Below are 23,110 nucleotides of genomic sequence, written 5' to 3'. Positions count from 1 at the left end.
TCAGCGGCCGGTGGATCCGTCGATCCGCTCGCGGAGGATGTCGGCGTGGCCGGCGTGCCGGCCGGTCTCTTCGATCATGTGCACCAGGACCCATCGCATCGATGGCGCGGCTCCTCGGCGCGGAGCTCGCGGGGCGGGAAGGGCCAGGTCCGCGCAGGCGTCGATGACCTGGTTCGCTCGCTCGACCGTCGTCCGGTAGTCGGCGAGCACGCCGTCGACGGAGTCCTCCGCGGACGGCCGCATGCTCGCCGGCCAGTCGCCGACTTCCTCACCGAGGAAGTAGAACCGTTCGACGCACGTCAGATGCTTGACCAGCCCGAGAAGGCTGGTGCCCGAGGGCACTCCGCCCTTCCGGATCTCCGGTTCCGGCACGCCCACGACCTTGTCCGCGACCGAGCGCCGCAGATAGTCGAGGAAACCCCGCAAGGTGGCCTTCTCGTCGGCGCCGGTCCGCGGAGGCCCGGTGTCGCGACGTCCGGCGGTCATCCGCCGGTCCCGGAGGTCAGCTGGACGAGCAGGACGTTGTCGATCACGGTGGCGGCCTCACCGGCGGGGCCGGTCGCCCGGCGGCGCGGCATGTCGGCGCGCAGGACGGACCAGTGCGCCGGGTCGAGATCCAGTTCGGCGGCCGTCTCGGTGGGTGTGGGGTAGTGGATGCCGGGGTCCTGGTTCCAGGACCAGGGCGCGGTGGAACCGTGGTCGACGATCAGCAGGAGACCACCGGGCCGCAAGGCCTTCGCCGCGGTGCCAAGGACTCGGCCGCGGGACAGCTGGAGCGGGGTGTGGAAGTACTGGGCGGATACGAGATCGAACCGCCCTGCCGGGAAGCTGTCGGCCAGATCGTGCTGTTCGGTGGAGACCCGTTCCGCGAGGCCGAGCTCACCGGCGCGTTCCCGTACCCGTTCGACGGCGGTGGTGGAGATGTCCACGGCGGTGACCTGCCAGCCCCGCTGGGCGAGCCAGATGGTGTCCCCGCCCGCGCCGCAGCCCAGATCCAGCGCGGCGCCGGGGAACAGAGGTGAGGCGGTCTCGGCGAGCAGCGGGGTGACGCGTGCGGCCCCGGGGCGCCGGGAGCGGTAGTGCCGTTCCCAGAAGAGCTCGGCGTCCGCGTCCGCGTCGGCGGCATCGGCCATGGGTCGTGGGCTTCGGGTGGAATCCATCGGGGTCGCCCCTTCGTCGGCCGGCGTGCCGAGCGCGATTCGATGCGCGCTTCGACGCCGGTGATGTACCGACAGCATCGGCAGCACCTTTCCCCCCTTGCAATAGAAATTGCGGATCCGCAATCTTCGGGGCGAGCAGCTCCACACGGCACAGCAAGCCGCGACGCGCAGCGCCTCAGGTTCCGGGGCAGACGGCTCAGGCCGTGCGCCGCGGCTTCCTCGCGGCTGTCTTCTTCTCGGCCGTCTTCTTGGCGGTCGACTTTGTGCCTGCCGTCTTCTTGCCGGCGGTCTTCTTCGCCGCGGACGTCTTGGCCGTCGTCTTCTTCGCGGCCTTTTTGGCCGCCGTCTTCTTCCGCGGCATCTCGTGGACGGTGGCGTCCTTGCCGGTCTCGCCGCGGGCCGACTTGGCCTTCTGTACGGACTCTTGCAGCGCGTCCATCAGGTCGAGAACCTGCCCGCCCCGCGCTTCCTCCTCGTCCGGTTTGGGCGGCTGCTTCCCCTCGGCCTTCGCCTCGATGACCTGCTCAAGGGCTGCGGTGTAGCGGTCCGTGGCCCAGTCCTGGTCGGCGATACCGTCCGTGGTCATGGAATCGATGAGGAGGATCGCCCGGTCGATCTCGTCGTCGTCCAGCTCCATAGCCTTGGGAGCCAGCTCCTCGGGATCGCGGACTTCGTCGTCCCACTTCATGGCGTGCAGCAGGATCACGTCGTCCTGTACGCGCAGCAGGCCGAGCCGCTCACGCCCGTGCCACGCGAACTTGGCGACGGCGGCCTTGCTGTTCCGTTCGAGGGCCTTGCGAAGGAGCGTGTAGGGCTTGTTCGCCACCTGCCCGTCGGCCTGGAGGTAGTACCCCTCGCCGATCCGGATGGGATCGATCGATTCATAGGGCACGAATCCGGCGATCTCGATCGCCTTCGCGGTCGGGAGCGGCATCTCGTCGAGCTCTTCGTCGGTGACCGCGACGATCGTGTCCTTGCTGACCTCGAATCCCTTGCCGATCTCGGCGTTCGTGAGCTGCTTGCCGTCGAGATCGCAGATCTTCCGCGTGCGGACCCGGCCCATGTCCTCGAGGTGGTACTGGTGGAAGCTGATGCTGTGGTTCTCGGTGGCCGACAGAACCTTGATCGGGATCGTGACCAGGCCGAAAGAGATCGCGCCGGACCAGACGGGGCGGGGCATGCGGTACCTCCGTGACAGCCCCGAGAACACCAGACTAGGAGTGACTCCTGCCCACGGCATGTGGAGCGCACCCGAAGTCATTACGGTGAGCGATCTTGAGGTCGTCGATCTTGGGCACACGGAGACAAGTGATCTTCATTGTCGCCCTCCGTAAGCTCCGTAAGGGAGTCCAATGACCGCACCTTCGCGCCCGGTTCGACGTATGGACCGTGGGCGGCGCTTCAATCTGCGCGCGACCGCCTTGTTCTTCGCCCTGCTGGCGATCATCCTGTGCGTCCTCGTGTTCGTGGTCCGCACTGCGGCAAGCATCGTCGAAAGCCGCCCTGTGTGGGCCGGCTCCCTCATCGTGATGGGCATCGCGGCCGCGCCCCTGTGCCGGTCCAGATGGCGCCGCTTCTCCGCCGCGAGGTATGCGCGTCGTGCCGCCGAGGCGCTGGAAGATGCCGCCGAAAGGGCCTCCGCCGAGCGGGAGTTGGGCGGCGAAGAGGGTGAGGAGGCCACCACCGTCCTTGACCCTCCGGACGACTACGCCGAACTCGACCCCGACGGTTTCGAGCACGCCATAGCCGACCTGTGCGCCCGCGACGACTGCCGGGAGGTGGAAGTGGTGGGAGGCGCCCGCGACTTGGGCGCGGACGTCATGGCGGTCACCTCCGACGGGCTCCGCGTCGTCATCCAGTGCAAGCGTTACGGTGACGACAACAAGGTCGGCTCGCAGGAACTGCAGCGCTTCGGCGGGACATGCTTCACCGTCCACGACGCCGACATCGCGGCGCTCGTCACGACGAGCGACTTCACCGCTCCCGCCCTCGAGTACGCGCAGCAGTGCGGCATCGTGTGCGTGAACGGCGCAGACCTGCACGCCTGGCTCGACGGCACCGGCCCAAGGCCCTGGGAGGCAGCGGGCGTCGAGCCCTGACCGGGGAGAAGCATGCGGGCCTGCTCCGCATCGACGCTCGGCGCAGCTTCACCTGCTCAGCGCAGCTTCACCTTGCTCAGCGCGGCAACGCCCAGCGCCGCGAGGGCGATCTGGATGAGCCATTCGATCCAGTCCACGCCGTCGGTGTTCGCCACGTCCAGACCCGCCGCGATGGCCGTCCCGACCAACGCCGCCACGATGCCGACGACGAGTGTCCAGAGAATGCCGATGCGCTGTCGTCCGGGAACGACGAGTCGCCCCAGAATCCCGATGACAATTCCGATCACCACAGCACTGATGAGGCCCGAAATCTCCATGATTTCCCCTTGGTCGGCATCCTGTCACCAACCGAGTGCCCGTGGGCCGGGCGAATAGGCACCGCTCCCCCGTCACGCCACGGCGTCAGCGGTAGCCGACTCTGTCCAGGCGCCTGAGCACGGGCGAGGCCGCGGCCCCGTGCAGCATCACCGACAGCAGGACGATGAACGTCACCACCGCCCACAACTCCTCCTGGAACGCCTTGAGATCCCCCTCTCCCAGGGCGTACGCGAGGTAGAAGACGGACCCGATCCCCCGGATGCCGAAGAAGGAGGTCACCACGCGTTCCCGCGGGGTCGTCCTCCCCCGCAGCTGGGCGATCCAGCCGGTGAGCGGACGGATCACGAGCAGCACCAGGACGGCCGTCACCGCGCTGCCCCAGGAGAGCGCGGAAAGCCCGCCGCAGGCGATGAACCCGCCGATGAGGAGCAGCACACCGGCCGTGAGGAGCCTCTCCACCTGTTCCATGAAGGCGTGCATCACCCGTTGGTATCCGTGGGCGCGCTCGGCGGCCCGGATCGCGCAGGCCGTCGTGAACACGGCGAGGAAGCCGTAGCCGTGCAGCACTTCCGTGAGGCCGTACGAGATGAAGGTCGCCGCAAGCGCGACGAACCCTTCCCTGTGCTCGGACAGCCGGAGCGCTTCCCAGCCGGCCCGGAAGAACATCCAGCCGAGCAGTCGGCCGACCAGCAGGCCGACCGCCACCCCGACCGTGACGCGTACGATCACGTCGCTCCACAGCCAGTGGCCCACCCACGCGCCGGACCAGCCCGTTTCCGAGGCCGCGAACATGGCGAGGGCGGCCAGGACCAGCGGGAAGGCGAGACCGTCGTTGAGGCCTGCTTCCCCGGTGAGGGCGAAGCGCACCTCATCCTCGTCGTTCTCGGCGTCGGTCGGCTCACCGACCCGTACCTCCGCCGCCAGCACGGGGTCGGTGGGGGCGAGCACGGCGCCAAGGAGCAGGGCGACGGCCGGCGGCCAGCCCACGAGGCCCCAGGCGACGAGGGCGGTGGCCACGACGGTGAGGGGCATCGTGATGCCAAGGAGGCGCCATGCGGTGGCCCAGGAGCGTCGGCCGAACGGCCGGTTGATCGCAAGACCCGCGCCCATCAGGGCCACGATGACGCAGACCTCGGTGAGGTGCTCCAGCCACGCCCTGTGCTGATAGGGGTCGAGGTCGGGAAGCCCGGTCGGCAGCAGATAGACGAGGAAGCCGACGGCCAGGAAGACCATCGGCATCGACATGGGCTGTCGCGCCACCAGCCTGGGCAGCACCGCGGCGAGCAAGGCGCCGATCCCCATGCAGGCGTATCCGACGTCCGCAGCACTCACGTCCATCTACCGGCACCCGTCCTCGTGGTCATCTCCTGTCCCTCCGACGCCTGCCCCACTTGGGCCGTGCCGTATGCCGCCGGTCGTCCGGTGAAGGACGTCAGGGTGCCGGGTAGGGCTGTCGGCCGAGCAGCTCGGCCAGGTGGAAGGCGTTGACGGCGAGGGCGTGCGTGGCGGAGGCGACGGCCTCGGGGGTCTCGTCCAGGTCCTGGTAGTCGGTGCCCTGTTTCGCCTCGCCCACCCAGTAGGTGACCGCGTGGGGCGCCAGCGAGAAGCCGAGGTCGTTGCAGGCCTGGAAGACGTCCGCGCTCACGTTGTGGGCGCCGTCCTCGTTGCCGACCACGGCCACCGCCGCGACCTTCCCGTACATGAGGGGCCGGCCCGTGTCGTCGGTCTCCGACATGTCCGCGTTCAGACGCTCAAGGACTCGCTGGCAGACGCTCGACGGGTGGCCCAGCCAGATCGGCGTGGCCAGCAGCAGGATGTCGGCGCCCAGCACCTTCTCGCGCAGGGCGGGCCAGGCGTCACCACTGCCCAGGTCGACGGCGACACCGGCGTGGATGTCATGGTCGGCCACCCGGACCGTCTCGACCTCGACGCCCAGCTTGTCGAATTCGGCCATGACCTGATCGGAGAGTGTGTGGCTGCTGGATGAGGTGGGCGAGGAATTCAGCGTGCATACCAAGGACAGCGCGCGCATACGGAGCTCCATTCGTCAGCGGCGGGGGTCGTATCCCTGGGAGGCGTTCCCGATTGGATCAAACCTAATCAAGCACCTGCGAAAGAAACCGCAGGTAAGGGCTCCATGTTTTCGTCGCCGCTCACAGGGAAACCGGTAATCGACAAGCTGTGCAGCAGTTAACGAACTGACGACGAGCAAGTGAGCAAGTAAAGACGTTCTCTGGAGGTCCGTCATGCTGAAGGCCATTGCAGATGTGCTCCGAGCCATCGGTGGAGCCATTGCCACGGTGGTCACGCTTCCCTTCCGCGCCCTCGCGCGGCTCTTCGGCGGGGCTTCCTCGAGCGCCCACGGCCACCACTGACCGCAGGGCCTGTCACGCCTCTTGGTCGACGTGCCGTTGGAGCACGTCACAGGCGTGCTGGAACTCCTCCATGAGCCGGGTGGACTCCACGACAAGGACGCCGTACGGACGGGTCGGGTCGGCCAGCGGAAGGCCGGCCCGGCTCGCTCCGTCGGTCACGTTCCGGCAGCAGCCCTGGGCCTCTTCGGCCAGCCGGCACAGCTGGCGGGCCTGCTCGGCGAGGGAGTCCTCGTCCAGCTCGCCGAGCACCTGGCCGATGTTCGCGAGGGATTCGAGGAAGTCGGCGTAGCTTTCGAGGAAGGCCCGGTCGTCGTGCCGGGACCCTTCCTCTTCCTGCCACTGGTGGAGGCTGCGCGTCAGTGACGCCACTTGGTACAGCGAACGTTCGAGGGCTCCGAGCACCGCTCCGTACCCCTCGAACGAGGCCCTGCCCCGGTGCCTGCCCAGCAGTCGGCGAGGGTTGAAGTAGAGACTCTCCTCGGCCGTACGGAAACCCTCCCGCGCCTGCGTGATCTGGCCTCCGGTCTGCTCGGCCCGCCGGCGCCACTGCCTGCAGCGCTCCTCGTCCAACTCGCCCTCGCGCAGCACCGGATGCATGTCGCTGACCAGCTCGCCCAGAGCGGTGGAGAGCGAGCGGATCCCGTACTCGGCGCTGCGGTACCGCATCGGCGGGGCCACCGTCACGTTGACGACGACGCCGATGCCGCAGCCGATGAGGACCAGCAGGATGATCTGCCCGAGCTGCGTGATCTTCTCGGTGGCGGAGGTAGCGGCGGCGTAGGTGGAGAAGGCGAAGAACGCCGCGGTGGCGACCTGCGGTCCTTGTGCACCGAGTGGGGGCCACCGTCCGATGGACAGGCCCACCAGCGCCACCAGCACGAAGGTGAGCAGGTCGGGGCCGCCCAGGAACCCCAGGCCGGCCACCATCGCCACGCCGACCGCCACCGCTCCCAGGTAGCGCAGCGACTGCAACAGCGACTGGTACACCGTCACCTGCATGATCAGCACCGCGGAGAACGGCGCGAACGCCGGTGACGGCGCGTCGAGCGCGTAGTACGAGACCATCCAGGCCAGAGTCGCCGCCAACGTGCTCTTGAGGACCAGAAGCAGGGTGTGGCGCTCGTAGGCCGGTGTTTCCCAGGCCCGCCGCCACCATTGGCGCACACGGTCGAACCACCCCTGGGCGGCGGTTTCCGCCCGCTGCCCTCCGCCCTTGCCGGCCATGCACCGACTCCATTCCGTCCAGCAGGTGATCGAGTTCAGCCTGCTACCCGGAGGAGCCGTCCGCATGCGGACTTCGGGCCGCCAGAGGGCCCGGGGCCCCGGGAGGCACGTCAAGGAAAGCCGTTACCCGTGCAAACGCCAGGATGGTTGCGCTTGCGAGGGGTGGCCGGTGCCGCTGCGCCTACCAGTAATGCTTTCGCCCGCCCACCGCGTGACCGACAGAACCGAGAAGCCACAGGACCACACCTACGACGACGAGGATGACGCCGATGGTCCACAGGATGGAGATCCCGGCGATAAGGCCGATGATGAGCAGGATGATTCCGAGTGCGATCATTTCGCCTCCGACCCTCAGAATTATTTCAAGTATGCGCCTTTTGAATGCCGATGACAGCCTCCGGCGTCGTTCCCGTTGAGTCCCCTTGAGCGGCCCGGCAAAACCTGACCGGCGCGCTATTCGGCCCTGATGTGACGGTGCGTGATGCGAGGCGATCCAACCGTGCATCCACATCCGTGCCGATCTTGTGCATCTTTGCAGTCCGCGGCGGAGAACCCGGACGAGACCGCCCATCTTGCTGGGTGGCGCCTGCCGTCGACGTGATAACACGGAGTGATCAAATCCGAAGGAGACGACGCGACATCATGGGTATCTTCAGCCGTCGCCAGACCCCGACCCTCGAGCCGATACCGGCGGTCGGCCGCAGCACGCCCTTCTCGGCAGCCGCCGGTGCCGCACTCGACCCGGCGCTCCGTGCGCTGACCGGGGAGTGGACCATCGACCGCCCGCACAGCCGTATCGGATTCTCCGTGCGGCACGCGATGGTCACGACGGTGCGGGGTGCCTTCGGGGACTACGACAGCACGCTGTACTTCGACGGTGCCCGGCCCTCCGAGTCGCGGGCCGAGATCGTCATCCGGGTCGACAGCGTCGACACGGGCGTGGAGCAGCGGGACGCCCACCTCGTCGGCGGCGACTTCTTCGACGCGCGCCGCCACCCGGAGATGTCGTTCCGCAGCACCTCCACGGTCCATGAGGGCGGGGAGACCTTCCGGATGGCCGGGGAGCTGACCATCCGCGGCGTCGCCCGGCCCGTGGAGCTGCAGCTCGACTACCTCGGCTCGGTCGTGGACCCGTTCGGCTTCGAGAGGGCCGGCTTCGACGGCACCACCACCATCGACCGCACCGACTGGGGCCTGGTCTACAACCAGCGTCTGGAGACGGGTGGCGCCATGGTGAGCGAGAAGGTCCGGCTGCAGTTCGACATCTCCGCGATCCGCGCCACGGCGCTGGAGTAGCACTCGGCGAAGGGCCGCGCGGCGGGAGCTGGTGCCGTGGCCGACGGGGCTGCACACCCTCCTGTGTGCTTGTCCCCCGTCACGGCACCGCACTACCTTGGCGCTGTGGATCTCTTCTCACACTCTTGGACGGCCTTGCGCACGGCGGTCGCCGAACTCCCCGACGAGGCCTTCGCTCAGCCGTCCGGCTGCACCGGCTGGCTCGTGCGGGATCTGGTGTGCCATCTGGTCATCGACTCCCAGGACGTCCTGATCACCCTCGCGACCCCCGCCGACGCGGAGCCGACCCGCGACGCGCTGACCTACTGGGACGTCACCGCGGCGCCGCCGACCGGCGAGGACCCGCTCGACGCGCTGACCGTCCGGCTCGCCGCCGCGTACGAGGAGCCGTGGCTGCTCAAGTTCCACCTCGACGACGTCGGTTCGGCCGCGGGCCGCGCCGCCGGACTCGCCGACCCCGGCGCCCGGGTGAGCACCCGCGACGAGGTCCTCACCACGGGCGACTACCTCACCACGTACGTCATGGAATGGACCCTGCACCACCTCGACCTGATCGCGCACCTCCCGGACGTGGCCAAACCGCCCGCCGAGGGGCTCGCCCGGAGCCGGGAGATGCTGGAGAAGATCGCCGGCGCCGCCTTCCCCGCCTCGTTCTCCGACACGGACGCGCTGCTGGTCGGCACCGGGCGGCGCGCCCCGACCGACGCGGAGAAGGGCGAACTGGGCGGCTTCGCCGCGAGACTCCCGCTCGTCCTCGGCTGACCCTCACCTGGGAGCGACCCGCAACTCATCGATGCGCAGGCCGAGTTCCTCCCCTGCGTGCTCCGGGGCTGCCAGCCTGATGGTCACGGGGGTCACCTTGTCGCCGGGTACGGAGAAGGGGCCCACGGCACGGCGGGTCAGGTCCGCGCCCTGCACAAGCCGGGAGTGCTTGCCGACCTGGACCCGGTAGAGCGCCTCGGGCCGCGCCTCACCGCGGACTTCCACCGTCAGCCTCTCGGCGCGGTCGGCGGTGAGGTGGGCGGTGTGCCGCACTGTGGTCCTGCGGGTGCTGTAGTAGCTGCCGCTGTCGGCGTAGCTGTAGCCGTGCTCGATGTCGCCGGGGTCCAGGACGGCGGCCTCGTCCGGGCCGAGGGCGACCGTGCGCTCCGGGATGATCCGGAGTTCGCCGCCGAGTTCGACCTTCACGACGGGGAGCACGTCGTCGTGTGGGCGGTCGGGCAGCGTCACGACGAGGTCGTCCCTGTCCCAGCGCCGATCGAGCCGGTCCTTCGAGCCGTCCTCGCGGACATCGCGTACGGAGGTGGCCAGGCCCGGCAGCCGGAGTTCACCGGACTTCGGCCACTGGGTCACGTGCAGGAACAGGTCGGGGCCGTTGACGGTGACCTCGCCCCACGGCTGTCCGCCGAAGCGCGTGGCCGACGCCCCGAGTACGGCGCCCGGGTGGCGCCTGAGCCAGTCGCCCATGCCGCGCAGGACGTCGGCCTCGAACTCCACGACCGAACCGTCGCCGCGCGGACCGATGTTGAGGAGGTAGTTGCCGCCGCGGGCGCGTACGCCGGTAAGACCGCCGACCAAGTCTCTGATCTTGCCGGGCAGATCGTCACGCTTCTGCCAGCTGCGGTAGCCCCAGGTCTCGTGGTAGACCGACGCGGGTGTCTGCCAGGCGCCGTCGAGCGCCACCGAGGGAATTTCGTTGTCGCCGAGCGTGCGGAAGTCGCCCTTGTTGTTCCACACGCGGCTGTTGACCGCGGCCTTCGGCTGGAGTTCGCGGACGATCCCGGCGAATTTCTCGCTCTGTGCGGCAGTGGGTGAGGACATGTCGAACCACACCTCGGCGATGTCCCCGTACCCGGTCATCAGCTCACGGAGCTGCCCCTCGATGACGGGTTCCATCGATGCGGGGATCGGATTGTTGTTGTTGCCGTCGAAGTCGTGGCCCTGGTGCCAGTCGACGAGTGAGAAGTAGAAGCCGAACTTCAGTCCCTGGCTGCGGCATTCGTCGGCGAGCGCCTTCAGCGGGTCCTTTCCGTACGGGGTCGCGTCGACGACGTCGTAGCCGGTGGTGTCGGTGTCGAACATGGAGAAGCCGTCATGATGCTTGCTGGTGATGACCACGTAGCGCATCCCCGCCTGCTTCACGAGGGAGCAGATCTCGGCGGGGTCGAACCGGTCGGGCCTGAACCGCTGGGCCACTTCGAGGTACTCCTCCTCGGAGATGTCGGCCCACATCTGGATCTGTTCGCTGTAGCCCTTGGTGACCGGTTCGCCCTGCCACACGCCTCCCAGTTCGGAGAACAGGCCCCAGTGGATGAACATCCCGTACTGGAGCCGCTGCCAGGCCGCGAGGTCCTTGTCGTCGCTGGGCTCGATCTCGCCGGGAATGCCTTGGGTACGGGGCCCGCCTGTCCGGTCGTCCTGAGGGGCGACCGCTGTGGGAGGGCTTGCGGCGGCTGCTCCGACGTCGGCGACGACCGCGAGCAGGAGTGCGAGCATGACGCCGATCACCTTGCGCATCACGAATCTCCTCTACAACTGCCCCTGTTGATTCATCCGACGTTAAGAGCCCACACAGGCGCTCTGCGCGACACGAGGGAGGGATGGGGGCGGGTACATCGGATGTTAGATGCGCGACGGCGTGGCGTCACCACCCCCGACGGACCGGCTTGCGACAGATACCGGTTTCCGCGTCGAAGCGCCCAACTGGCGCTTCTCCCTTGAGCGTTCAGCCGTGCCCGTGCTAGAAACCGCTTACTCTCCACCCGTCGCACGGGTGACACACAGCCCCGCGAGCCCCTCCCCCCCACTCGCAAGGAGCCCCCTCATGCGCAAGCGAACCGGCACGCTCACGGCCGCCACCTCCTCCCTGGTCCTGCTCACCGCCGCACCCGCCGACGCCTCCGTCATCTGGGACGGGGACGCGTCCGGCGGGACCGGAGTGTTCTCCTCGACGCTGTGCGACTCCCCCGGAAGCGTCTCCGCGCAGGACAACAACGACGGCCGCGGCCAGGTCTTCAAGTTCAACAAGCCGCTCGGCCTTGAGCGTTGCGAAGCCCACGGGATCAGCGTCGGCGGTTCGCGGTACACCTTCAAGAACAACTCGACGTACTGGATCGGCTGGGACACCTCCACCAACACCCCGGACGCGGGCACGATCTTCCAGTGGAAGTCGTACGGCACCAACGACCAACACCAGCAGAACTACCCGGTGTTGATGAAGGTCGAGGGCGGGGTCCTCAAGCTGTTCCACATCGAGGTCGGCGAGAAGTGGACCCTGAAGTGGTCCACGCCCGTCACGACCAGTACGTACAAGCGCGTCGTGCTCGGCATCCACACCTCGTCCGATGCCTCCGCCGGGTGGGTGGCGGCCTTCTACAACGGCACCAAGGTCGCCGAGTTCTCCGGCCGCACCTGGGACGACCTGGGCAATGACACCCGCTTCGGGACCTACGGCGCCGAGGTCAAGGACAAGCGCGTCATCAACTGGATCGACGGGCTCAAGGTCGGCACGACGTACGGAGATGTGGACGGCTGACGTCGGCCGCGCCGCCCTCAGGCCCGCTGGACCAGCCGCCCCTCGGACAGCTCCAGCAGCCTGCTCTGATGGCGTTCGCGCAGGGCCCGGTCGTGGGTGACCATCACGACCGGGCCGGTGAACTGCTCGACCGCCTCCTGCAGTTGCTCGACCAGAGCCAGACTGAGGTGGTTGCTCGGCTCGTCGAGCAGCAGCAGGTGCGGGCGCCGCGAGAACAGCAGCGCGAGTTCGAGGCGTCGCAACTGGCCCACGGAAAGACGGTTCACCGGCACATCGAAGTCCGAGGGCCCGAACAGGCCGAATCGGGTCAGCTCCCTCGCGGCGTCGTCGGCGTAGGCCGCGCGGTGCGCGGCGAAGGTGGCGAGGACGCCGCGCCCCTCCTGGGAGAAGTGGCTCTCCTGCGGCAAGTAGCCGACGCGCAGACCCGGTTCACGTACGATCACCCCTGCGTCGGGCGACCGTAGGCCTGCCAGGGCGGCCAGGAGCGTGGACTTGCCCGCGCCGTTCACTCCGGTGATCACGTGCAGCGAACCGGGGGCGAGCTCCAGGTCCACGCCCCGCACCACATCGCCGACGACCAGGCCCTCGGCCCGGAGCAGCACCCCGGCGGGCGGCTCCGCACCCTCCGACGCCTGGACAGGGGGCTGGAAGGCCAGCGGCTGGGGCGGGCGTTGCACTTCCTCGTCGAGGAGCCGCGCCAATTGCTGCCGGGCCGCGCGGGTCGCGCGGGACGCGGCGGCCTGGGCACCGCCCCCAGCGAGGTTGTAGGACAGCTTGTCGCTGTCCCGCATCGCACCGAAGGTGCGGCCGGATCTGCCGGCCCTGTCGAGCCGCCGCCGCGCCTCGGCCAGTTCCTGGCGCCAGTCGCGGTACTGCTGCCACCAGCGTGTGTGGGCCGCGGCACGCGCGTCGAGGTAGTCGCGGTAGCCGCCGCCGTAGCGCACGGTCGAGCCGCGGGATCCGTCCAGGTCGACGATGGCCGTGACGGCGGTGTCGAGCAGCAGCCGGTCGTGCGACGCGATGAGGCACGGCCCCTGGTACCGGTCCAGCCACTGCACGAGCCAGTCCACCGCACGGTCGTCGAGGTGGTTGGTCGGCTCGTCGAGGAGCAGCCCGGCGGGTTCGGTGAGGACGAGCTCGGCGAGCGCCAGGCGGGAGCGCTCGCCTCCCGAGAGGGTCTCCGTGGGTCGGCGCCGGTCCAGGCCGCCGAGGCCGAAGACGTCAAGGACCTCGCCGATGCGGGCGTCGAGTTCCCATCCGCCGCGTCGGGCGAACTCGTCCTGGAGCCTGCCGTACTCGCTGAGCACCTCGTTCAGGTCGTCCTTGCCCGACGACATCAACTCCTCGGCGTCCCGCATCCGTTCGGCCATGTCGGCGAACTCGGCGGTCGCCCGCGCGATCACGGTCTCGATGGTCGCTCCGGCAGGGAACCCGGGCTGCTGCGGCAGGAAGCCCACCTGGCCCGCGACCGCTCGTACGACCTGGCCCCGCCGCAGCGGGAGTTCACCGGCGATCGCGCGCAGCAGCGTCGACTTGCCCCGGCCGTTCTCGCCGATCAGGCCTACCCGCTCGCCCCGGGACACCTTGAGCGAGACATCGCGGAGCACCATCCGGTCCCCGAGCACGCAGTGCACGTTCTCGGCGATGAGGTGCGCGGAGCGGTGGTCTCCGGACAGGACGTCCTGGGCACCGGGTTGGCCCGCCATCGTATCGGACATGGTGAGGAGCTCCTGTCTTGCGCCGAGAACCGCCGGAAAGTCACAGCCACCGCCGGGCGTTGGCCCGTACCCGTCAGTCGGCCAACGGCGTTCCGCAGCGGGCGCAGTAGCGGGCGTCGCGCTCGGCGGCGAGCCGGCCGCACTCGGGGCAGACGAGGCCGAGCAGGCACACCGGCTCGCCCGCTTCGGAGCCCTCGGCCGGGCCGGTGCCGGGGGCCGGACGGCGACGATGGGCAGTCGTGTAGACGAGCCCCTCCGCTCCCGCGTCCACGCACCGGGTGATGCCCGCGGGAAGCCAGGCGAGGGCGCCGGGTGTGAGCTGCCAGGTCGTGTCCGGGGTACGGAGCTCACCGGCGCCGTTCAGCACGGTGAGCAGTACCCCGAACTCCTCCTCCGTGTGCTCACCGATGCCCGCGCCCGGGGCCAGCCGGACGACATCGGCGTCCAGATCCCTCGTGCGGTCGCCGAGCGACCACAGGACGCTGATCTGCCCTCGCCCGACGGCCGCGGTCTGTTCCGGTCCGACGAAGACCGGGGCAGCGGGGGCGGGGGCGGGCGTGCTCATGCGAACTCCAGTCAGCGGAGGCGGAGGCGGTGGCGTGGCCATGTGCGTGTGCAGGGGCGCGGGTCGGCTGCGGCGCCGGCGGGATTCGAACCCGCGGACAGGGAAGGGCAAGGCCCGCCCGGCTCCCGTCAGTCGGCGTGAGAGGGGCTTCCCTCACGCCGATCGCAATGGGCCGCTCTGCCACGGCTCCGCAACCTGCGGGACCGCGCGATCCCGCTCAGCCGAGGATAGGGACAGCGCCGGGCGGGGGCGAGTCCATTATCGCCGCGGCCCGAACGCCCAGGCGTCGACGACCTGGGGCAGGGCGCGGCCCTGACGGCGAACGAGCGGTTCCCGCTAGCCTGCCCTTGATCTACGGCCTGAGGGCGAGACCACCGATGGCGACACGGCGTTGGTGCGCTGAGCCGAGGACGTGCGCTGAGCCGAGGACGACGGGCGGTCCGCGCTGCCGGACCTGATCGCGCGGGCGCTGACCGCCGTGTTCGGCGAGGCCATGATCGACGGCGCCCCGGACGCGCAAGACGTCCGCTCGGCCGTTCCCTGAACTGCCCGCCGAACTGCCCGCCCAGAACGGCCCATTGGCCCGCGTGTTGGCCCGGGTGCGCGAACGGGGGCCCGGCCCGACCGACGAAGATCATCGGGTGCAGAATGACCCGTATGTCGATAACGAACACTCCCAAGACGGCCACGATCGACGATGCTTCGCAGATCGGCCGCACCCTGGCCCGTGCTTTCGGCGACGACCCGATGATGTGCTGGTTCTTCCCCGACGACACCACGCGCGAGGCAGGACTCGGCCGCTACTTCGCCACCCTCTTCACCCGGCAGTACGTCCACCACGGCGTCTGCGAGCACACCGCGTCGGCTGCGGCCTACTGGGTGCCGCCGGGCGCACAGGACAAGGCCGTTCCCGACGCGGAGACCATTCAGGAGCTCGTGGGGATTCTCGGCGACCGGGCCTCCCTGTTCCAGGAGGCCGCGGCGGCGGCCGCCGAGCACGGCCCCCAGGAACCGCACTGGTACCTGGCCGTGGTCGGCGCGGACCCGGCCGCCCAGGGCCAGGGCCACGGAGCGGCCCTGCTCCGCTCGGGCCTCGCCAAGGCCGACGCGGACGGCCTGCCCGTCTACCTGGAATCCTCCAAGCCCTCGAACCTCCCCGTCTACGAGCACTTCGGCTTCACGGTGCTCGGCGAGGTCCAACTGCCGGGCGGCGGACCGACCTTGTGGTCGATGCGCCGCGAGCCGCGCCGCCCGGCCGACGCCTGAGTTACGTACGCACCTGAGCGCATCAAGAGCCTGAACGCATCAAGAGCCTCAGCTCATCAGGAGTCTGCGCGCATCAGGAGATGGCCGCGGCGGAACCGTTCACCCTCGATCGGCTCACGCAGCATCCGGCCGACTTCGACGAACCCGGCCTCGCGGGCAAGCTCCGCGAGGCCCTCGATCGGCCAGCGGTAGGCCGTCGTCACCTTGTGGTCGAACGGCGTGACCGGGAGGCCCTCCGACTCGAAGAAGCCGAGCAGGAGATGGCCGCCCGTCGCGATGACCCGCCGGAACTCGGCGAAGTACGGAGGCAGTTCCTGGGGAGGGGTGTGGATGACCGAGTACCAGGACAGGATGCCGCTCAGCTTGCCGTCGGGCAGGTCGAGGGCATCCATGGAACCGACCTCGAACCGCAGGTCCGGGTAGCTCTCGCGGGCGAGATCGATCATCACCGGCGACAGGTCGATGCCGAAGACGTCGAGACCCAGGTCCCGTAGGAGCGCCGTCGTCTGTCCAGGGCCGCATCCCAACTCGGCTACGGGACCGGCATCGTGGGCCGACGCGAGCTCGGCGAACGCGGCGAGCAGCGCACGGTCCAGCGGCAGGGCGTCGTACGCGTCGCGGACGAGTTCGGCGTAGACGTCGGCGATGGCGTCGTAGGCGTCCGCTGTCGTATCGAGGTAGGAGGAAGTATCAGTCACAGCCGAGGAATCTAGTGGGTGCCCATCACAACGACATCGACACCCCCTCCCCCGCAACGCCGCCCCGCGTCTGCTCAGCCGTGGCGTCGCGGCAGGCGTACCACCTGGACGAAGAAGTCGTCGATCTGGCGTACGGCGGCGATGAACTGGTCCAGGTCGATGTCGGGGCGCCGCGCCGCCGTGTGCTCGCCCCGCTGGTACAGGAAGTCGAGCGCTTCCTCGCCGTCCCGGACCACGTGCAGCGTGTTGCGGATCTTGTTGTCCTCGAACGCCTCGCGCGTCATCAGCTCGTCGCCCGGGTCGTCCTCCACGAGGAGCACGTCGATCGGCGCGGCGGAGGGGGTGGTCATGTCAGGGCCTTCTCCTCGGTGCGGGACACGGTGTCCTCGGCGGTGTCGGCGGCCACATCTGGATCGGCATCGGCATCAGCATCGGACGGCAGGGTGAAGCAGAGACGAGCTCCCCCGGCATAGCCGCTGTCGATCCAGATGTGGCCGCCGTGGTGCTCGACGATCTTCTTGCACAGGGCGAGGCCGATGCCGGTGCCCCCGTAGGCATCCCGGCCGTGCAGGCGCTGGAAGATCACGAAGACCTTCTCCGCGAACTCCTCGGGGATGCCGATGCCGTTGTCGGTGACGCTGAAGCTCCAGGTGCCCGAGCTCTCGTCCTCCTCGCAGGTGATCTGGATCCGCGGGGTGCGTTCGGGGTGGTGGAACTTGACGGCGTTGCCGACGAGGTTCTGCCAGAGCATCGTCAGGAGCGTCGGGTCGCCGACGATCTCGGGGAGACCCTCAGGACGCTCGATGAGGGCGCCGGTGTCCCGGACGGAGGTGTCCAGGTTGGCGAGCGCCTTCGTGAGGGCCTGGTCCAGATCGACGGGCACCCGGGCGTCGTTGAGGCGCCCGACGCGGGAGAAGGTGAGCAGGTCGTTGATGAGGACCTGCATGCGCTTGGCGCCGTCGACGGCGAAGTCGATGTACTGCTTGGCGCGGTCGTCGAGTGTGTCTGCGTACCGTTTCTCGAGGAGCTGGCAGAAGGAGGCGACCTTGCGCAGTGGCTCCTGCAGATCGTGGGAGGCGACGTAGGCGAACTGCTCCAGTTCGGCGTTCGAGCGGCGGAGTTCCACGGCCTGGGCGTCCAGTTCGTCCGCCTGCTGGGTCAACGCGTCCCGCTGCCTGCGCGAGGCTCCCAGTTCCTCGACGATCTGCTGCCGCATGCCCTCTACGTCCGCTGCCACCGCCCTGAGGTCCGCGGGACCGTCGACCGTGATGACGTGGTCGAAATCGCCGCGCGCCACTTGGCGGGATGAGACACGCAGCGCTTCCAGGGGCCGGGCCACCAGCGCGCGCACCAGGAACGCCAGGGCGACACCGGCCAGCAGGAAGACCGCCACCATGGCGCCGAGGATCACGGTGCGCACCGTACGGGAGCTGTCCAGCTCGGCCTTGCCGTCGGCGACAGCCTGGGCCAGGTCGGCGTTCTGCGCGGCCCATACGGTGCGGATCTGGTCGAAGACCTCCTTGCCGCGCTCGGCGTTCGCCTCGGCTATGGCGCGCGGCTCACCGGGCGTGACCTCGTCCACCAGCGGATCGGCGTACGCGCGCCGCCAGTCCGCAGCCTCCCGCTGGACCGCCTTGAGGTCCGCCATCAGCCGGGGCTGGTCCCCGATGAGTGCGCGCAGCTGAGCGGCGGCGCGGGCCTCGTCCCGCTTGCCCCGCGCATAGGGCTCCAGGAACTGGCGGTCGGCAGTGATGGCGTAGCCCCGGACGCCGGACTCCTGGCTCACCAGCGCGGCCTGCAGGCGGTATGTCTGCGTGCGGGCCGGCTGCAGGCGATCGGCCAACTGGTCGGTCACGTCAGCGGTCCGGCCCAGCAGGCGGGCGCCGACCACGGTGCCTGCCACCACCAGGAGCACCATGAGGACAAGGATCAGCTGGAACCAGCCCTGCACGGTCAGCCGGCGGCCGATCCATGCTCTGCTCGTCGTCTCAACCACGGCGTTGTTCTCCGATACTGCGTTCTCCGATACTGCTCTTGTAGCGGCCCTCGGCCACGGCTCTCGTCGGCCCTTCGCCGTCACCGTGCCAGTGCAGGTGCACCACGGCCACGTCGTCGGCTAGGCCGCCCTGCGCCTCCGCGAGGTTCTCGGCCCGCTGGATCAGCGTGTCGACGAAAGCCGCCGGTGTCAGCGCGCCCAACTCCCGGGCGATGCGCAGCAGTCCCTGTTCGCCGAGACGCTCGCGCCCATCGCCGACATGACCTTCGAAAAGGCCGTCGGTGAACAGCACCAGCGCCGACCCCGCGGGCAGCGTCACCTCCTCGACCGGCCAGAACGGAACACCGGGCGCGACGCCCAGGGCGGGACCGCCGACCACCTCCACCCACTCGACGCCGCCCGCCGCGGTGCGCAGCAGCATCCCGGGGTGGCCTGCACGCGTCAGCCGCGCGTGCGGTGCCCCGGCGGGTACGGAGAGGCTCGTCAGCGTGGCGAAGACGTACGGCTTGACCCGCTCCGCCAGCATGATCTCCTCGAGCCTGCCCACCTGTTCGGGGCCGGTGACGCCGCTGAGCACCAGCGTGCGCCAGGCGATGCGCAGGGCCACGCCGAGGGCCGCCTCATCGGGGCCGTGGCCGGAGACGTCCCCTATGAGCGCGTGCACGGTGCCGTCCGCGCTCTGGACGATGTCGTAGAAGTCGCCACCCAGCAGAGACTGGGCGCGGCCGGGCCGGTAGCGGGCGACGACGTCCACGCCCGCACTGTTCAGGAGCGGTCTGGGCAGCAGTCCGCGCTCCAGCCTGATGTTCTCCTGTGCCTGCATCTGGCTGGCCTGCAGGGCGACGGCCGCCTGCTCGGCCTGCTTGCGCTGGATGGCGTAGCGCACGGCGCGGCCGAACAACTCCGGTTCGACGCGGCCCTTGACGAGGTAGTCCTGGGCCCCGGCGGCCACGGCGGCGGAACCGGTCTCCTCCTCGGCGAGACCCGTGAGCACGACGACCGCGACCTGATCGGCCTGGGACCGGACCATGGACACGGCTTCCAGCCCCTGGGCGTCCGGCAGATGCAGGTCGAGCAGCACGCAGTCCGGCACTTCGAGGGTCATTGCCTCACGCGCCTCGGCCATGGAACGCACCCACCGCAGACGCATCTTCAAAGCACTGTCGGCGAGGAGTTCCTCGACCAGGAGCGCGTCGCCGGGATCGTCCTCGACCAGTAAGACCGATGGCTGCGACAACTTCCGGGCTTCTGCGGTGTCGCTCTCGCCGGCCGCACGTACGCCGGAAGTCCATGGCTGTGAGGCCACCGCTGTGTTCCCGCCTTCCTCACCCGGTAAGTCCGCCTGGCCATGCGGTCGTTGCCGACGCGACCGCCACGGCGAGCCCGCCGCGGCAACCGTCGAACGGTCTCCGGATCTTCGCACAACGCACACACCGCTCGGTAGCCGATCGTCAATGCGACGGGCCGCGGCCGAGCAACGGACGTGGGCAGGGACACCCACAAGGGGCGCACACCGCAAGGGTTTACGAGTGGTGCGCCTCCGCCACCCCGAACCCGCTCCCCCCGGAGCCCGTCACTGGCCCACCCTGCCGTCGATGCACTCGCGCAACAGGTCGGCCTGCCCGCAGTGACGGGCGTACTCCTCGATCCTGTGCACCATCAGTTCCCGGACGGCGAAGCCTTCCTTGCCCAAACGCTCGCCCAGGTCCGGGTGTTCGGCCAGTTCGGCGTCCAACGCCGCCTGTTCGCGCGCGAGGTCGGCGTGTGCGGCGTCGACCACCGCCTGCTCGCCGACAGCCCCGTTGAAGTCCGCGTCGCGCTCGCCGTACAGCTTCGGCAGGGGCTCGCCGTCCCTGATCCAGTTGCGCCAGTCCCGTTCCACCTCGGCGAGGTGCCGCAGCAGGCCGAGCAGGGACAGTGTCGACGGCGGAACCGACCGCCGGGCGAGTTGCTCCGCGTCCAGGCCCTCGCACTTCATCTTCAGGGTCATGCGGTAGCCCGTCAGGAAGTCCTCGAGCGTCGCCAGCTCTCCGTCCGGACTGACTCCGTCGCTGTTGCGGGGGTCGTCGTCCGGGTCCACCCACATGTCGGGGTAGGTGGTTGCCTGGCTCCATCGATCGGGTTGGTCGCTCATGCGGCACATGGTCGTCCGCGAGGACCCGGCGCGCTACCGAATTACGCGGCTCAGTGCTGGATCTGAATGAGGTTGCCGCAGGTGTCGTCGAGGACCGCGGTGGTGACCGGGCCCATCTCCACCGGCTCCTGGGTGAACTTCACCCCGAGCCCACGCAGGCGGTCGAACTCCGCGGCCACGTCCTCCACGGCGAAGGAGGTCACGGGGATGCCGTCCTCGACCAGCGCCGTCTTGTACGGCTGCACCGCGGGATGGCCGGAGGGCTCAAGGAGCAGCTCGGTCCCTTCGGGGTCCTCCGGCGACACCACGGTCAGCCACCGGTCATCGCCGACGGGGACGTCGTGCTTCTTCACGAAGCCGAGCACGTCGGTGTAGAAGCGCAGGGCCTTCTCCTGGTCATCGACGAAAACGCTGGTCAGGTGGATCCTCATGGGTGCGCTCCGGTGCTTCTGGCCTGAGCCATCGGGTCACGATGAGCTCGAGCGGTTCGGTGTTCAGGTCGTGGAACTTGTAGCGGCCTTCGCGTCGCGAATGGACGAGGCCGGCGGTTTCCAGCACCGCCAGGTGCTGGCTGATGGCCTGGCGTGACAGCCCCAGACCGTGCTTGTTCAGGAGCCTGGCGCATATCTCGAACAGGGTCTGCCCGTCCCGTTCCACCAGCTCATCAAGGATGCGCCGACGGGTGGGGTCGGCCAGCGCCTTGAAAACATCCTCCGACATGACCCCCACCATAGGCAAGTGGCAGCTTACCTATCAAGGCAGCCGACGGACCCGGTCAGCGCCAGTCGGGAGCGCCCGAGACGGGCGACAGGAGGCTTTCGATCTTCGCCTGGATCTCCCGCATGACGGACACGACGCGGCTCTGGTGTGCATCGGTGAGCCGGGCCACGGGCACCGAGCAGCTGATGGCGTCGACGGCCGGAACGTCGTACCGCAGGGCGAAACCGAAGCCTGCGATCCCGGTCACCGTCTCCTCGCGGTCGATGGCGTAGCCGCGTTCACGCACTCGCCCCAGGTCGGCGAGCAGGGCGGCACGGTCGGTGTGCGTACTCGGCGTGCGGGCGGTCAACGCCCCTTCGGGGAGAGGGAGTTCGTCGTCCGAGCGCTCGGCGAGAAGTGCCTTCCCCAGGGCCCCGGCGTGCGCGGGGACGCGGCGGCCGACGCGGCTGATGGTGCGCAGGTACTCGTGCGACTCACGGGTCGCGAGGTACACGACGTGCGGGCCGTCGAGCCGTGCCAGGTGGATCGTCTCGCCCAGGGCGTCCGACGCCTCGTCCAGATACGGGCGGATGGCCCGTACCCGTCCATCGGCGTCCAGGTAACTCGTGCCCGTCAGCAGCGTGCGGATCCCGATGCCGTAGAGGGATCCGGTGGTGTCGGTGCGCACCCAGCCGCAGTCGGTCAGGGTCCGCAGCAGCTGGTACATGCTGCTGCGCGGTACGTCCAACTCCTCGGCGAGCTCGTCCAGACGGGCGGGCCGGTCGGCGCGCTCGGCGAGCAGTTCAAGGAGCGCCACCGTGCGCAGCGCCGACTTCACCCCACGGACACCCGCGCCCGCCTCGCGGACGCCCGCGTCCGCCCCGCGGCCCGTTCCGCTCTCCGACATGCGCCCATCGTAGATCCGCGGCGCCGACCCATTGACCCCTGATCGTTCATGACTCTAGCCTCCATTCTCATACGTGGACGCCATCTGCATATAGAGATGAGATTCGTGAACGCGCTCAGCACGAACAAGCTCAGTACGAACAAGCTCAGTACGACGCCCCAGGACGTTGCCCAGCGGCTGCGAGAGGGAATGGCGCGCGGCGTGCTGTCCTTCCCCCTCACGAGCATGGGGAGTGACGGCAGCCTCGACGTGGAGGCCTACCGGGCTTATCTGACAGGCCAGTTGGCGACGGAGCCGGGCGCGGTGTTCCCCGCCTGCGGGACCGGCGAGTTCTTCTCACTCGACGAGGAGGAGTACCGCGCGGTCGTCAGGGTCACGGTCGAGGTCGCCGACGGCCGTCTGCCGGTGGTGGCGGGCACCGGATACGGGTGGGCCCAGTCGCTGCGGTTCGCCCGGATCGCGGAGGAAGAGGGCGCGGACGCCCTGTTGGTGATGCCCCATTACCTGGTCGAGGCCTCGCAGGACGGCCTGGTGGAACAGCTGCGCCGCATCGCCGCCGGCACCCGGCTGCCCCTCATCGCCTACCAGCGCGGCCAGGTCACCTTCAGCGCCGACGCCCTGCGCCGCGTCGCCGGCATCCCCGCCGTCATCGGCCTCAAGGACGGGCACAGCGACCTCGATCGGCTGCAGCGCCTGACCCTTGCCGCCCCCGACGGGTTCCTCTTCTTCAACGGCGCCGCCACCGCGGAGATCCAGGCCCGCGCCTACAGCACCGTCGGCGTCCCCGCCTACTCCTCCGCCGTCCACGCCTTCGCCCCCGAGATCGCCGACGCCTTCTTCGCCGCGCTGCGGGAGCGGGACGACGCGGCGGTGGACCGGCTTCTGAGGGACTTCTACGTCCCGCTGGTCGAACTGCGCGACCGGGCGCCGGGATACGCCGTCTCGCTGGTCAAGGCCGCCGCCCGGCTGCGCGGCCTCCCGGTCGGCCCGGTGCGCGCGCCCCTCACCGACCCCGGCCCGGACGACATCGCCGACCTGGAGAAGGTGCTGGACGCCGGACTCGATCTGGTCTCGGCCGCCCGGCACAGGGCCTGAACCCTCGACGCACCGCCTTGCCCAA

26 protein-coding genes and 1 tRNA gene are annotated in these 23,110 nt (G+C 69.4%); 7 read left to right on the top strand and 20 right to left on the bottom strand.

What is annotated here, in order from left to right:
- The 3 genes from E5671_RS42275 to ku form a co-directional block, all read right to left on the bottom strand.
- Positions 1-486 carry a DinB family protein gene (locus E5671_RS42275; RefSeq protein ID WP_160509494.1) on the bottom strand — a complete coding sequence of 162 codons (486 nt, stop codon included), beginning with the start codon at positions 484-486 and terminating at the stop codon, positions 1-3.
- Positions 483-1,160, bottom strand: coding sequence for an SAM-dependent methyltransferase (locus E5671_RS42270; protein WP_160509493.1), 678 nt, complete (start codon positions 1,158-1,160; stop codon positions 483-485). The genes E5671_RS42275 and E5671_RS42270 overlap by 4 nt, the downstream gene beginning before the upstream one ends.
- A gap of 196 nt (positions 1,161-1,356) precedes the next feature.
- The gene (ku, locus tag E5671_RS42265) at positions 1,357-2,340 is read right to left on the bottom strand and encodes a non-homologous end joining protein Ku (RefSeq protein WP_160509492.1); all 984 of its coding nucleotides are present in this window, start codon (positions 2,338-2,340) and stop codon (positions 1,357-1,359) included.
- A gap of 172 nt (positions 2,341-2,512) precedes the next feature.
- On the opposite strand from ku, the gene E5671_RS42260 reads away from it, so the two are divergent.
- Positions 2,513-3,259, top strand: a complete 747-nt coding sequence (locus E5671_RS42260; RefSeq protein WP_202121471.1) for a restriction endonuclease — start codon at positions 2,513-2,515, stop codon at positions 3,257-3,259.
- Positions 3,260-3,315: 56 nt separating this feature from the next.
- On the opposite strand, the gene E5671_RS42255 is transcribed toward E5671_RS42260, so the two are convergent.
- The 3 genes from E5671_RS42255 to E5671_RS42245 form a co-directional block, all read right to left on the bottom strand.
- The gene (locus E5671_RS42255; RefSeq protein ID WP_160509491.1) at positions 3,316-3,576 is read right to left on the bottom strand and encodes a GlsB/YeaQ/YmgE family stress response membrane protein; all 261 of its coding nucleotides are present in this window, start codon (positions 3,574-3,576) and stop codon (positions 3,316-3,318) included.
- Positions 3,577-3,661: 85 nt separating this feature from the next.
- Positions 3,662-4,915 (bottom strand): cation:proton antiporter, encoded by a 1,254-nt coding sequence (locus E5671_RS42250; protein WP_202121470.1) that lies wholly within the window; start codon positions 4,913-4,915, stop codon positions 3,662-3,664.
- A gap of 94 nt (positions 4,916-5,009) precedes the next feature.
- Complete coding sequence (locus tag E5671_RS42245) at positions 5,010-5,609, bottom strand: flavodoxin family protein (protein WP_160509490.1); 600 nt, start codon at positions 5,607-5,609, stop codon at positions 5,010-5,012.
- A 214-nt stretch (positions 5,610-5,823) separates the two neighbouring features.
- Between E5671_RS42245 and E5671_RS47175 the strand changes: the two genes are divergently transcribed.
- On the top strand, positions 5,824-5,952 hold the full coding sequence (locus tag E5671_RS47175) for an LPFR motif small protein (protein ID WP_272902850.1): 129 nt from the start codon (positions 5,824-5,826) through the stop codon (positions 5,950-5,952).
- A 12-nt stretch (positions 5,953-5,964) separates the two neighbouring features.
- On the opposite strand, the gene E5671_RS42240 is transcribed toward E5671_RS47175, so the two are convergent.
- Both E5671_RS42240 and E5671_RS45630 read right to left on the bottom strand, forming a co-directional pair.
- Entirely contained in the window at positions 5,965-7,176 is a 1,212-nt protein-coding gene (locus tag E5671_RS42240) for an FUSC family protein (protein ID WP_160509489.1), read from the bottom strand.
- A gap of 181 nt (positions 7,177-7,357) precedes the next feature.
- On the bottom strand, positions 7,358-7,513 hold the full coding sequence (locus tag E5671_RS45630; protein WP_202121469.1) for a DUF6131 family protein: 156 nt from the start codon (positions 7,511-7,513) through the stop codon (positions 7,358-7,360).
- A 305-nt stretch (positions 7,514-7,818) separates the two neighbouring features.
- Here E5671_RS45630 and E5671_RS42235 point away from each other — a divergent pair, with 305 nt between their 5' ends.
- Together E5671_RS42235 and E5671_RS42230 are read left to right on the top strand one after the other, a co-directional pair.
- Positions 7,819-8,472, top strand: coding sequence for a YceI family protein (locus E5671_RS42235; RefSeq protein WP_160509488.1), 654 nt, complete (start codon positions 7,819-7,821; stop codon positions 8,470-8,472).
- 105 nt (positions 8,473-8,577) lie between these two features.
- A complete protein-coding gene (locus tag E5671_RS42230; protein ID WP_160509487.1) occupies positions 8,578-9,234 on the top strand; it encodes a maleylpyruvate isomerase N-terminal domain-containing protein in 657 nt (218 codons plus the stop codon).
- A 3-nt stretch (positions 9,235-9,237) separates the two neighbouring features.
- On the opposite strand, the gene E5671_RS42225 is transcribed toward E5671_RS42230, so the two are convergent.
- Positions 9,238-10,989: an alpha-L-fucosidase gene (locus tag E5671_RS42225; RefSeq protein ID WP_160509486.1), complete on the bottom strand. Its 1,752-nt coding sequence runs from the start codon at positions 10,987-10,989 to the stop codon at positions 9,238-9,240.
- Positions 10,990-11,296: 307 nt separating this feature from the next.
- Between E5671_RS42225 and E5671_RS42220 the strand changes: the two genes are divergently transcribed.
- Positions 11,297-12,007 carry a heparin lyase I family protein gene (locus tag E5671_RS42220; protein ID WP_160509485.1) on the top strand — a complete coding sequence of 237 codons (711 nt, stop codon included), beginning with the start codon at positions 11,297-11,299 and terminating at the stop codon, positions 12,005-12,007.
- Between the two features lie 17 nt (positions 12,008-12,024).
- Here E5671_RS42220 and E5671_RS42215 read toward each other — a convergent pair whose 3' ends face one another.
- The 3 genes from E5671_RS42215 to E5671_RS42205 form a co-directional block, all read right to left on the bottom strand.
- Positions 12,025-13,725 carry an ABC-F family ATP-binding cassette domain-containing protein gene (locus E5671_RS42215; protein WP_160509484.1) on the bottom strand — a complete coding sequence of 567 codons (1,701 nt, stop codon included), beginning with the start codon at positions 13,723-13,725 and terminating at the stop codon, positions 12,025-12,027.
- A gap of 73 nt (positions 13,726-13,798) precedes the next feature.
- Complete coding sequence (locus E5671_RS42210; protein WP_237330364.1) at positions 13,799-14,290, bottom strand: hypothetical protein; 492 nt, start codon at positions 14,288-14,290, stop codon at positions 13,799-13,801.
- Between the two features lie 70 nt (positions 14,291-14,360).
- Positions 14,361-14,480, bottom strand: a tRNA-OTHER gene (locus tag E5671_RS42205).
- Positions 14,481-14,938: 458 nt separating this feature from the next.
- Here E5671_RS42205 and E5671_RS42200 point away from each other — a divergent pair.
- Positions 14,939-15,556: a GNAT family N-acetyltransferase gene (locus E5671_RS42200; protein WP_160509483.1), complete on the top strand. Its 618-nt coding sequence runs from the start codon at positions 14,939-14,941 to the stop codon at positions 15,554-15,556.
- Between the two features lie 56 nt (positions 15,557-15,612).
- On the opposite strand, the gene E5671_RS42195 is transcribed toward E5671_RS42200, so the two are convergent.
- The 8 genes from E5671_RS42195 to E5671_RS42160 form a co-directional block, all read right to left on the bottom strand.
- The gene (locus E5671_RS42195) at positions 15,613-16,254 is read right to left on the bottom strand and encodes a methyltransferase domain-containing protein (protein WP_160509482.1); all 642 of its coding nucleotides are present in this window, start codon (positions 16,252-16,254) and stop codon (positions 15,613-15,615) included.
- 74 nt (positions 16,255-16,328) lie between these two features.
- Positions 16,329-16,604, bottom strand: coding sequence for a hypothetical protein (locus E5671_RS42190; RefSeq protein ID WP_160509481.1), 276 nt, complete (start codon positions 16,602-16,604; stop codon positions 16,329-16,331).
- Positions 16,601-18,172, bottom strand: coding sequence for a sensor histidine kinase (locus tag E5671_RS42185; RefSeq protein WP_202122731.1), 1,572 nt, complete (start codon positions 18,170-18,172; stop codon positions 16,601-16,603). The genes E5671_RS42190 and E5671_RS42185 overlap by 4 nt, the downstream gene beginning before the upstream one ends.
- Before the next feature lie 70 nt (positions 18,173-18,242).
- On the bottom strand, positions 18,243-19,487 hold the full coding sequence (locus tag E5671_RS42180; RefSeq protein ID WP_237330363.1) for a PP2C family protein-serine/threonine phosphatase: 1,245 nt from the start codon (positions 19,485-19,487) through the stop codon (positions 18,243-18,245).
- A gap of 336 nt (positions 19,488-19,823) precedes the next feature.
- On the bottom strand, positions 19,824-20,393 hold the full coding sequence (locus E5671_RS42175) for a mycothiol transferase (protein WP_160509479.1): 570 nt from the start codon (positions 20,391-20,393) through the stop codon (positions 19,824-19,826).
- 41 nt (positions 20,394-20,434) lie between these two features.
- Complete coding sequence (locus tag E5671_RS42170) at positions 20,435-20,815, bottom strand: VOC family protein (RefSeq protein ID WP_160509478.1); 381 nt, start codon at positions 20,813-20,815, stop codon at positions 20,435-20,437.
- Positions 20,781-21,104, bottom strand: coding sequence for an ArsR/SmtB family transcription factor (locus E5671_RS42165; protein WP_160509477.1), 324 nt, complete (start codon positions 21,102-21,104; stop codon positions 20,781-20,783). Before E5671_RS42165 ends, E5671_RS42170 begins: the two co-directional genes overlap by 35 nt.
- Before the next feature lie 55 nt (positions 21,105-21,159).
- Positions 21,160-21,990, bottom strand: coding sequence for an IclR family transcriptional regulator (locus E5671_RS42160; protein ID WP_160509476.1), 831 nt, complete (start codon positions 21,988-21,990; stop codon positions 21,160-21,162).
- Positions 21,991-22,179: 189 nt separating this feature from the next.
- On the opposite strand from E5671_RS42160, the gene E5671_RS42155 reads away from it, so the two are divergent.
- Entirely contained in the window at positions 22,180-23,085 is a 906-nt protein-coding gene (locus E5671_RS42155) for a 5-dehydro-4-deoxyglucarate dehydratase (RefSeq protein WP_237330942.1), read from the top strand.
- Positions 23,086-23,110 lie beyond the last annotated feature (25 nt).

The organism is Streptomyces sp. BA2, assembly GCF_009769735.1.
In the GTDB taxonomy this organism is placed as follows: domain Bacteria; phylum Actinomycetota; class Actinomycetes; order Streptomycetales; family Streptomycetaceae; genus Streptomyces.
This window is presented reverse-complemented; position numbering and strand designations above follow the sequence as displayed.

Bases quoted from the DNA above. Each gene is read 5' to 3' on its own strand.
- ku (WP_160509492.1), bottom strand. From the start codon at position 2,340: ATGCCCCGCCCCGTCTGGTCCGGCGCGATCTCTTTCGGCCTGGTCACG.
- E5671_RS42250 (WP_202121470.1), bottom strand. From the start codon at position 4,915: ATGGACGTGAGTGCTGCGGACGTCGGATACGCCTGCATGGGGATCGGC.
- E5671_RS42235 (WP_160509488.1), top strand. From the start codon at position 7,819: ATGGGTATCTTCAGCCGTCGCCAGACCCCGACCCTCGAGCCGATACCG.
- E5671_RS42175 (WP_160509479.1), bottom strand. From the start codon at position 20,393: ATGTGCCGCATGAGCGACCAACCCGATCGATGGAGCCAGGCAACCACC.
- E5671_RS42255 (WP_160509491.1), bottom strand. From the start codon at position 3,576: ATGGAGATTTCGGGCCTCATCAGTGCTGTGGTGATCGGAATTGTCATC.
- E5671_RS42220 (WP_160509485.1), top strand. From the start codon at position 11,297: ATGCGCAAGCGAACCGGCACGCTCACGGCCGCCACCTCCTCCCTGGTC.
- E5671_RS42245 (WP_160509490.1), bottom strand. From the start codon at position 5,609: ATGCGCGCGCTGTCCTTGGTATGCACGCTGAATTCCTCGCCCACCTCA.
- E5671_RS42165 (WP_160509477.1), bottom strand. From the start codon at position 21,104: ATGTCGGAGGATGTTTTCAAGGCGCTGGCCGACCCCACCCGTCGGCGC.
- E5671_RS42200 (WP_160509483.1), top strand. From the start codon at position 14,939: ATGACCCGTATGTCGATAACGAACACTCCCAAGACGGCCACGATCGAC.
- E5671_RS42170 (WP_160509478.1), bottom strand. From the start codon at position 20,815: ATGAGGATCCACCTGACCAGCGTTTTCGTCGATGACCAGGAGAAGGCC.
- E5671_RS42260 (WP_202121471.1), top strand. From the start codon at position 2,513: ATGACCGCACCTTCGCGCCCGGTTCGACGTATGGACCGTGGGCGGCGC.
- E5671_RS42240 (WP_160509489.1), bottom strand. From the start codon at position 7,176: ATGGCCGGCAAGGGCGGAGGGCAGCGGGCGGAAACCGCCGCCCAGGGG.
- E5671_RS42215 (WP_160509484.1), bottom strand. From the start codon at position 13,725: ATGTCCGATACGATGGCGGGCCAACCCGGTGCCCAGGACGTCCTGTCC.
- E5671_RS42155 (WP_237330942.1), top strand. From the start codon at position 22,180: ATGGCGCGCGGCGTGCTGTCCTTCCCCCTCACGAGCATGGGGAGTGAC.
- E5671_RS42270 (WP_160509493.1), bottom strand. From the start codon at position 1,160: ATGGATTCCACCCGAAGCCCACGACCCATGGCCGATGCCGCCGACGCG.
- E5671_RS42185 (WP_202122731.1), bottom strand. From the start codon at position 18,172: ATGGTGCTCCTGGTGGTGGCAGGCACCGTGGTCGGCGCCCGCCTGCTG.
- E5671_RS42275 (WP_160509494.1), bottom strand. From the start codon at position 486: ATGACCGCCGGACGTCGCGACACCGGGCCTCCGCGGACCGGCGCCGAC.
- E5671_RS42190 (WP_160509481.1), bottom strand. From the start codon at position 16,604: ATGACCACCCCCTCCGCCGCGCCGATCGACGTGCTCCTCGTGGAGGAC.
- E5671_RS42225 (WP_160509486.1), bottom strand. From the start codon at position 10,989: ATGCGCAAGGTGATCGGCGTCATGCTCGCACTCCTGCTCGCGGTCGTC.
- E5671_RS47175 (WP_272902850.1), top strand. From the start codon at position 5,824: ATGCTGAAGGCCATTGCAGATGTGCTCCGAGCCATCGGTGGAGCCATT.
- E5671_RS45630 (WP_202121469.1), bottom strand. From the start codon at position 7,513: ATGATCGCACTCGGAATCATCCTGCTCATCATCGGCCTTATCGCCGGG.
- E5671_RS42210 (WP_237330364.1), bottom strand. From the start codon at position 14,290: ATGAGCACGCCCGCCCCCGCCCCCGCTGCCCCGGTCTTCGTCGGACCG.
- E5671_RS42160 (WP_160509476.1), bottom strand. From the start codon at position 21,990: ATGTCGGAGAGCGGAACGGGCCGCGGGGCGGACGCGGGCGTCCGCGAG.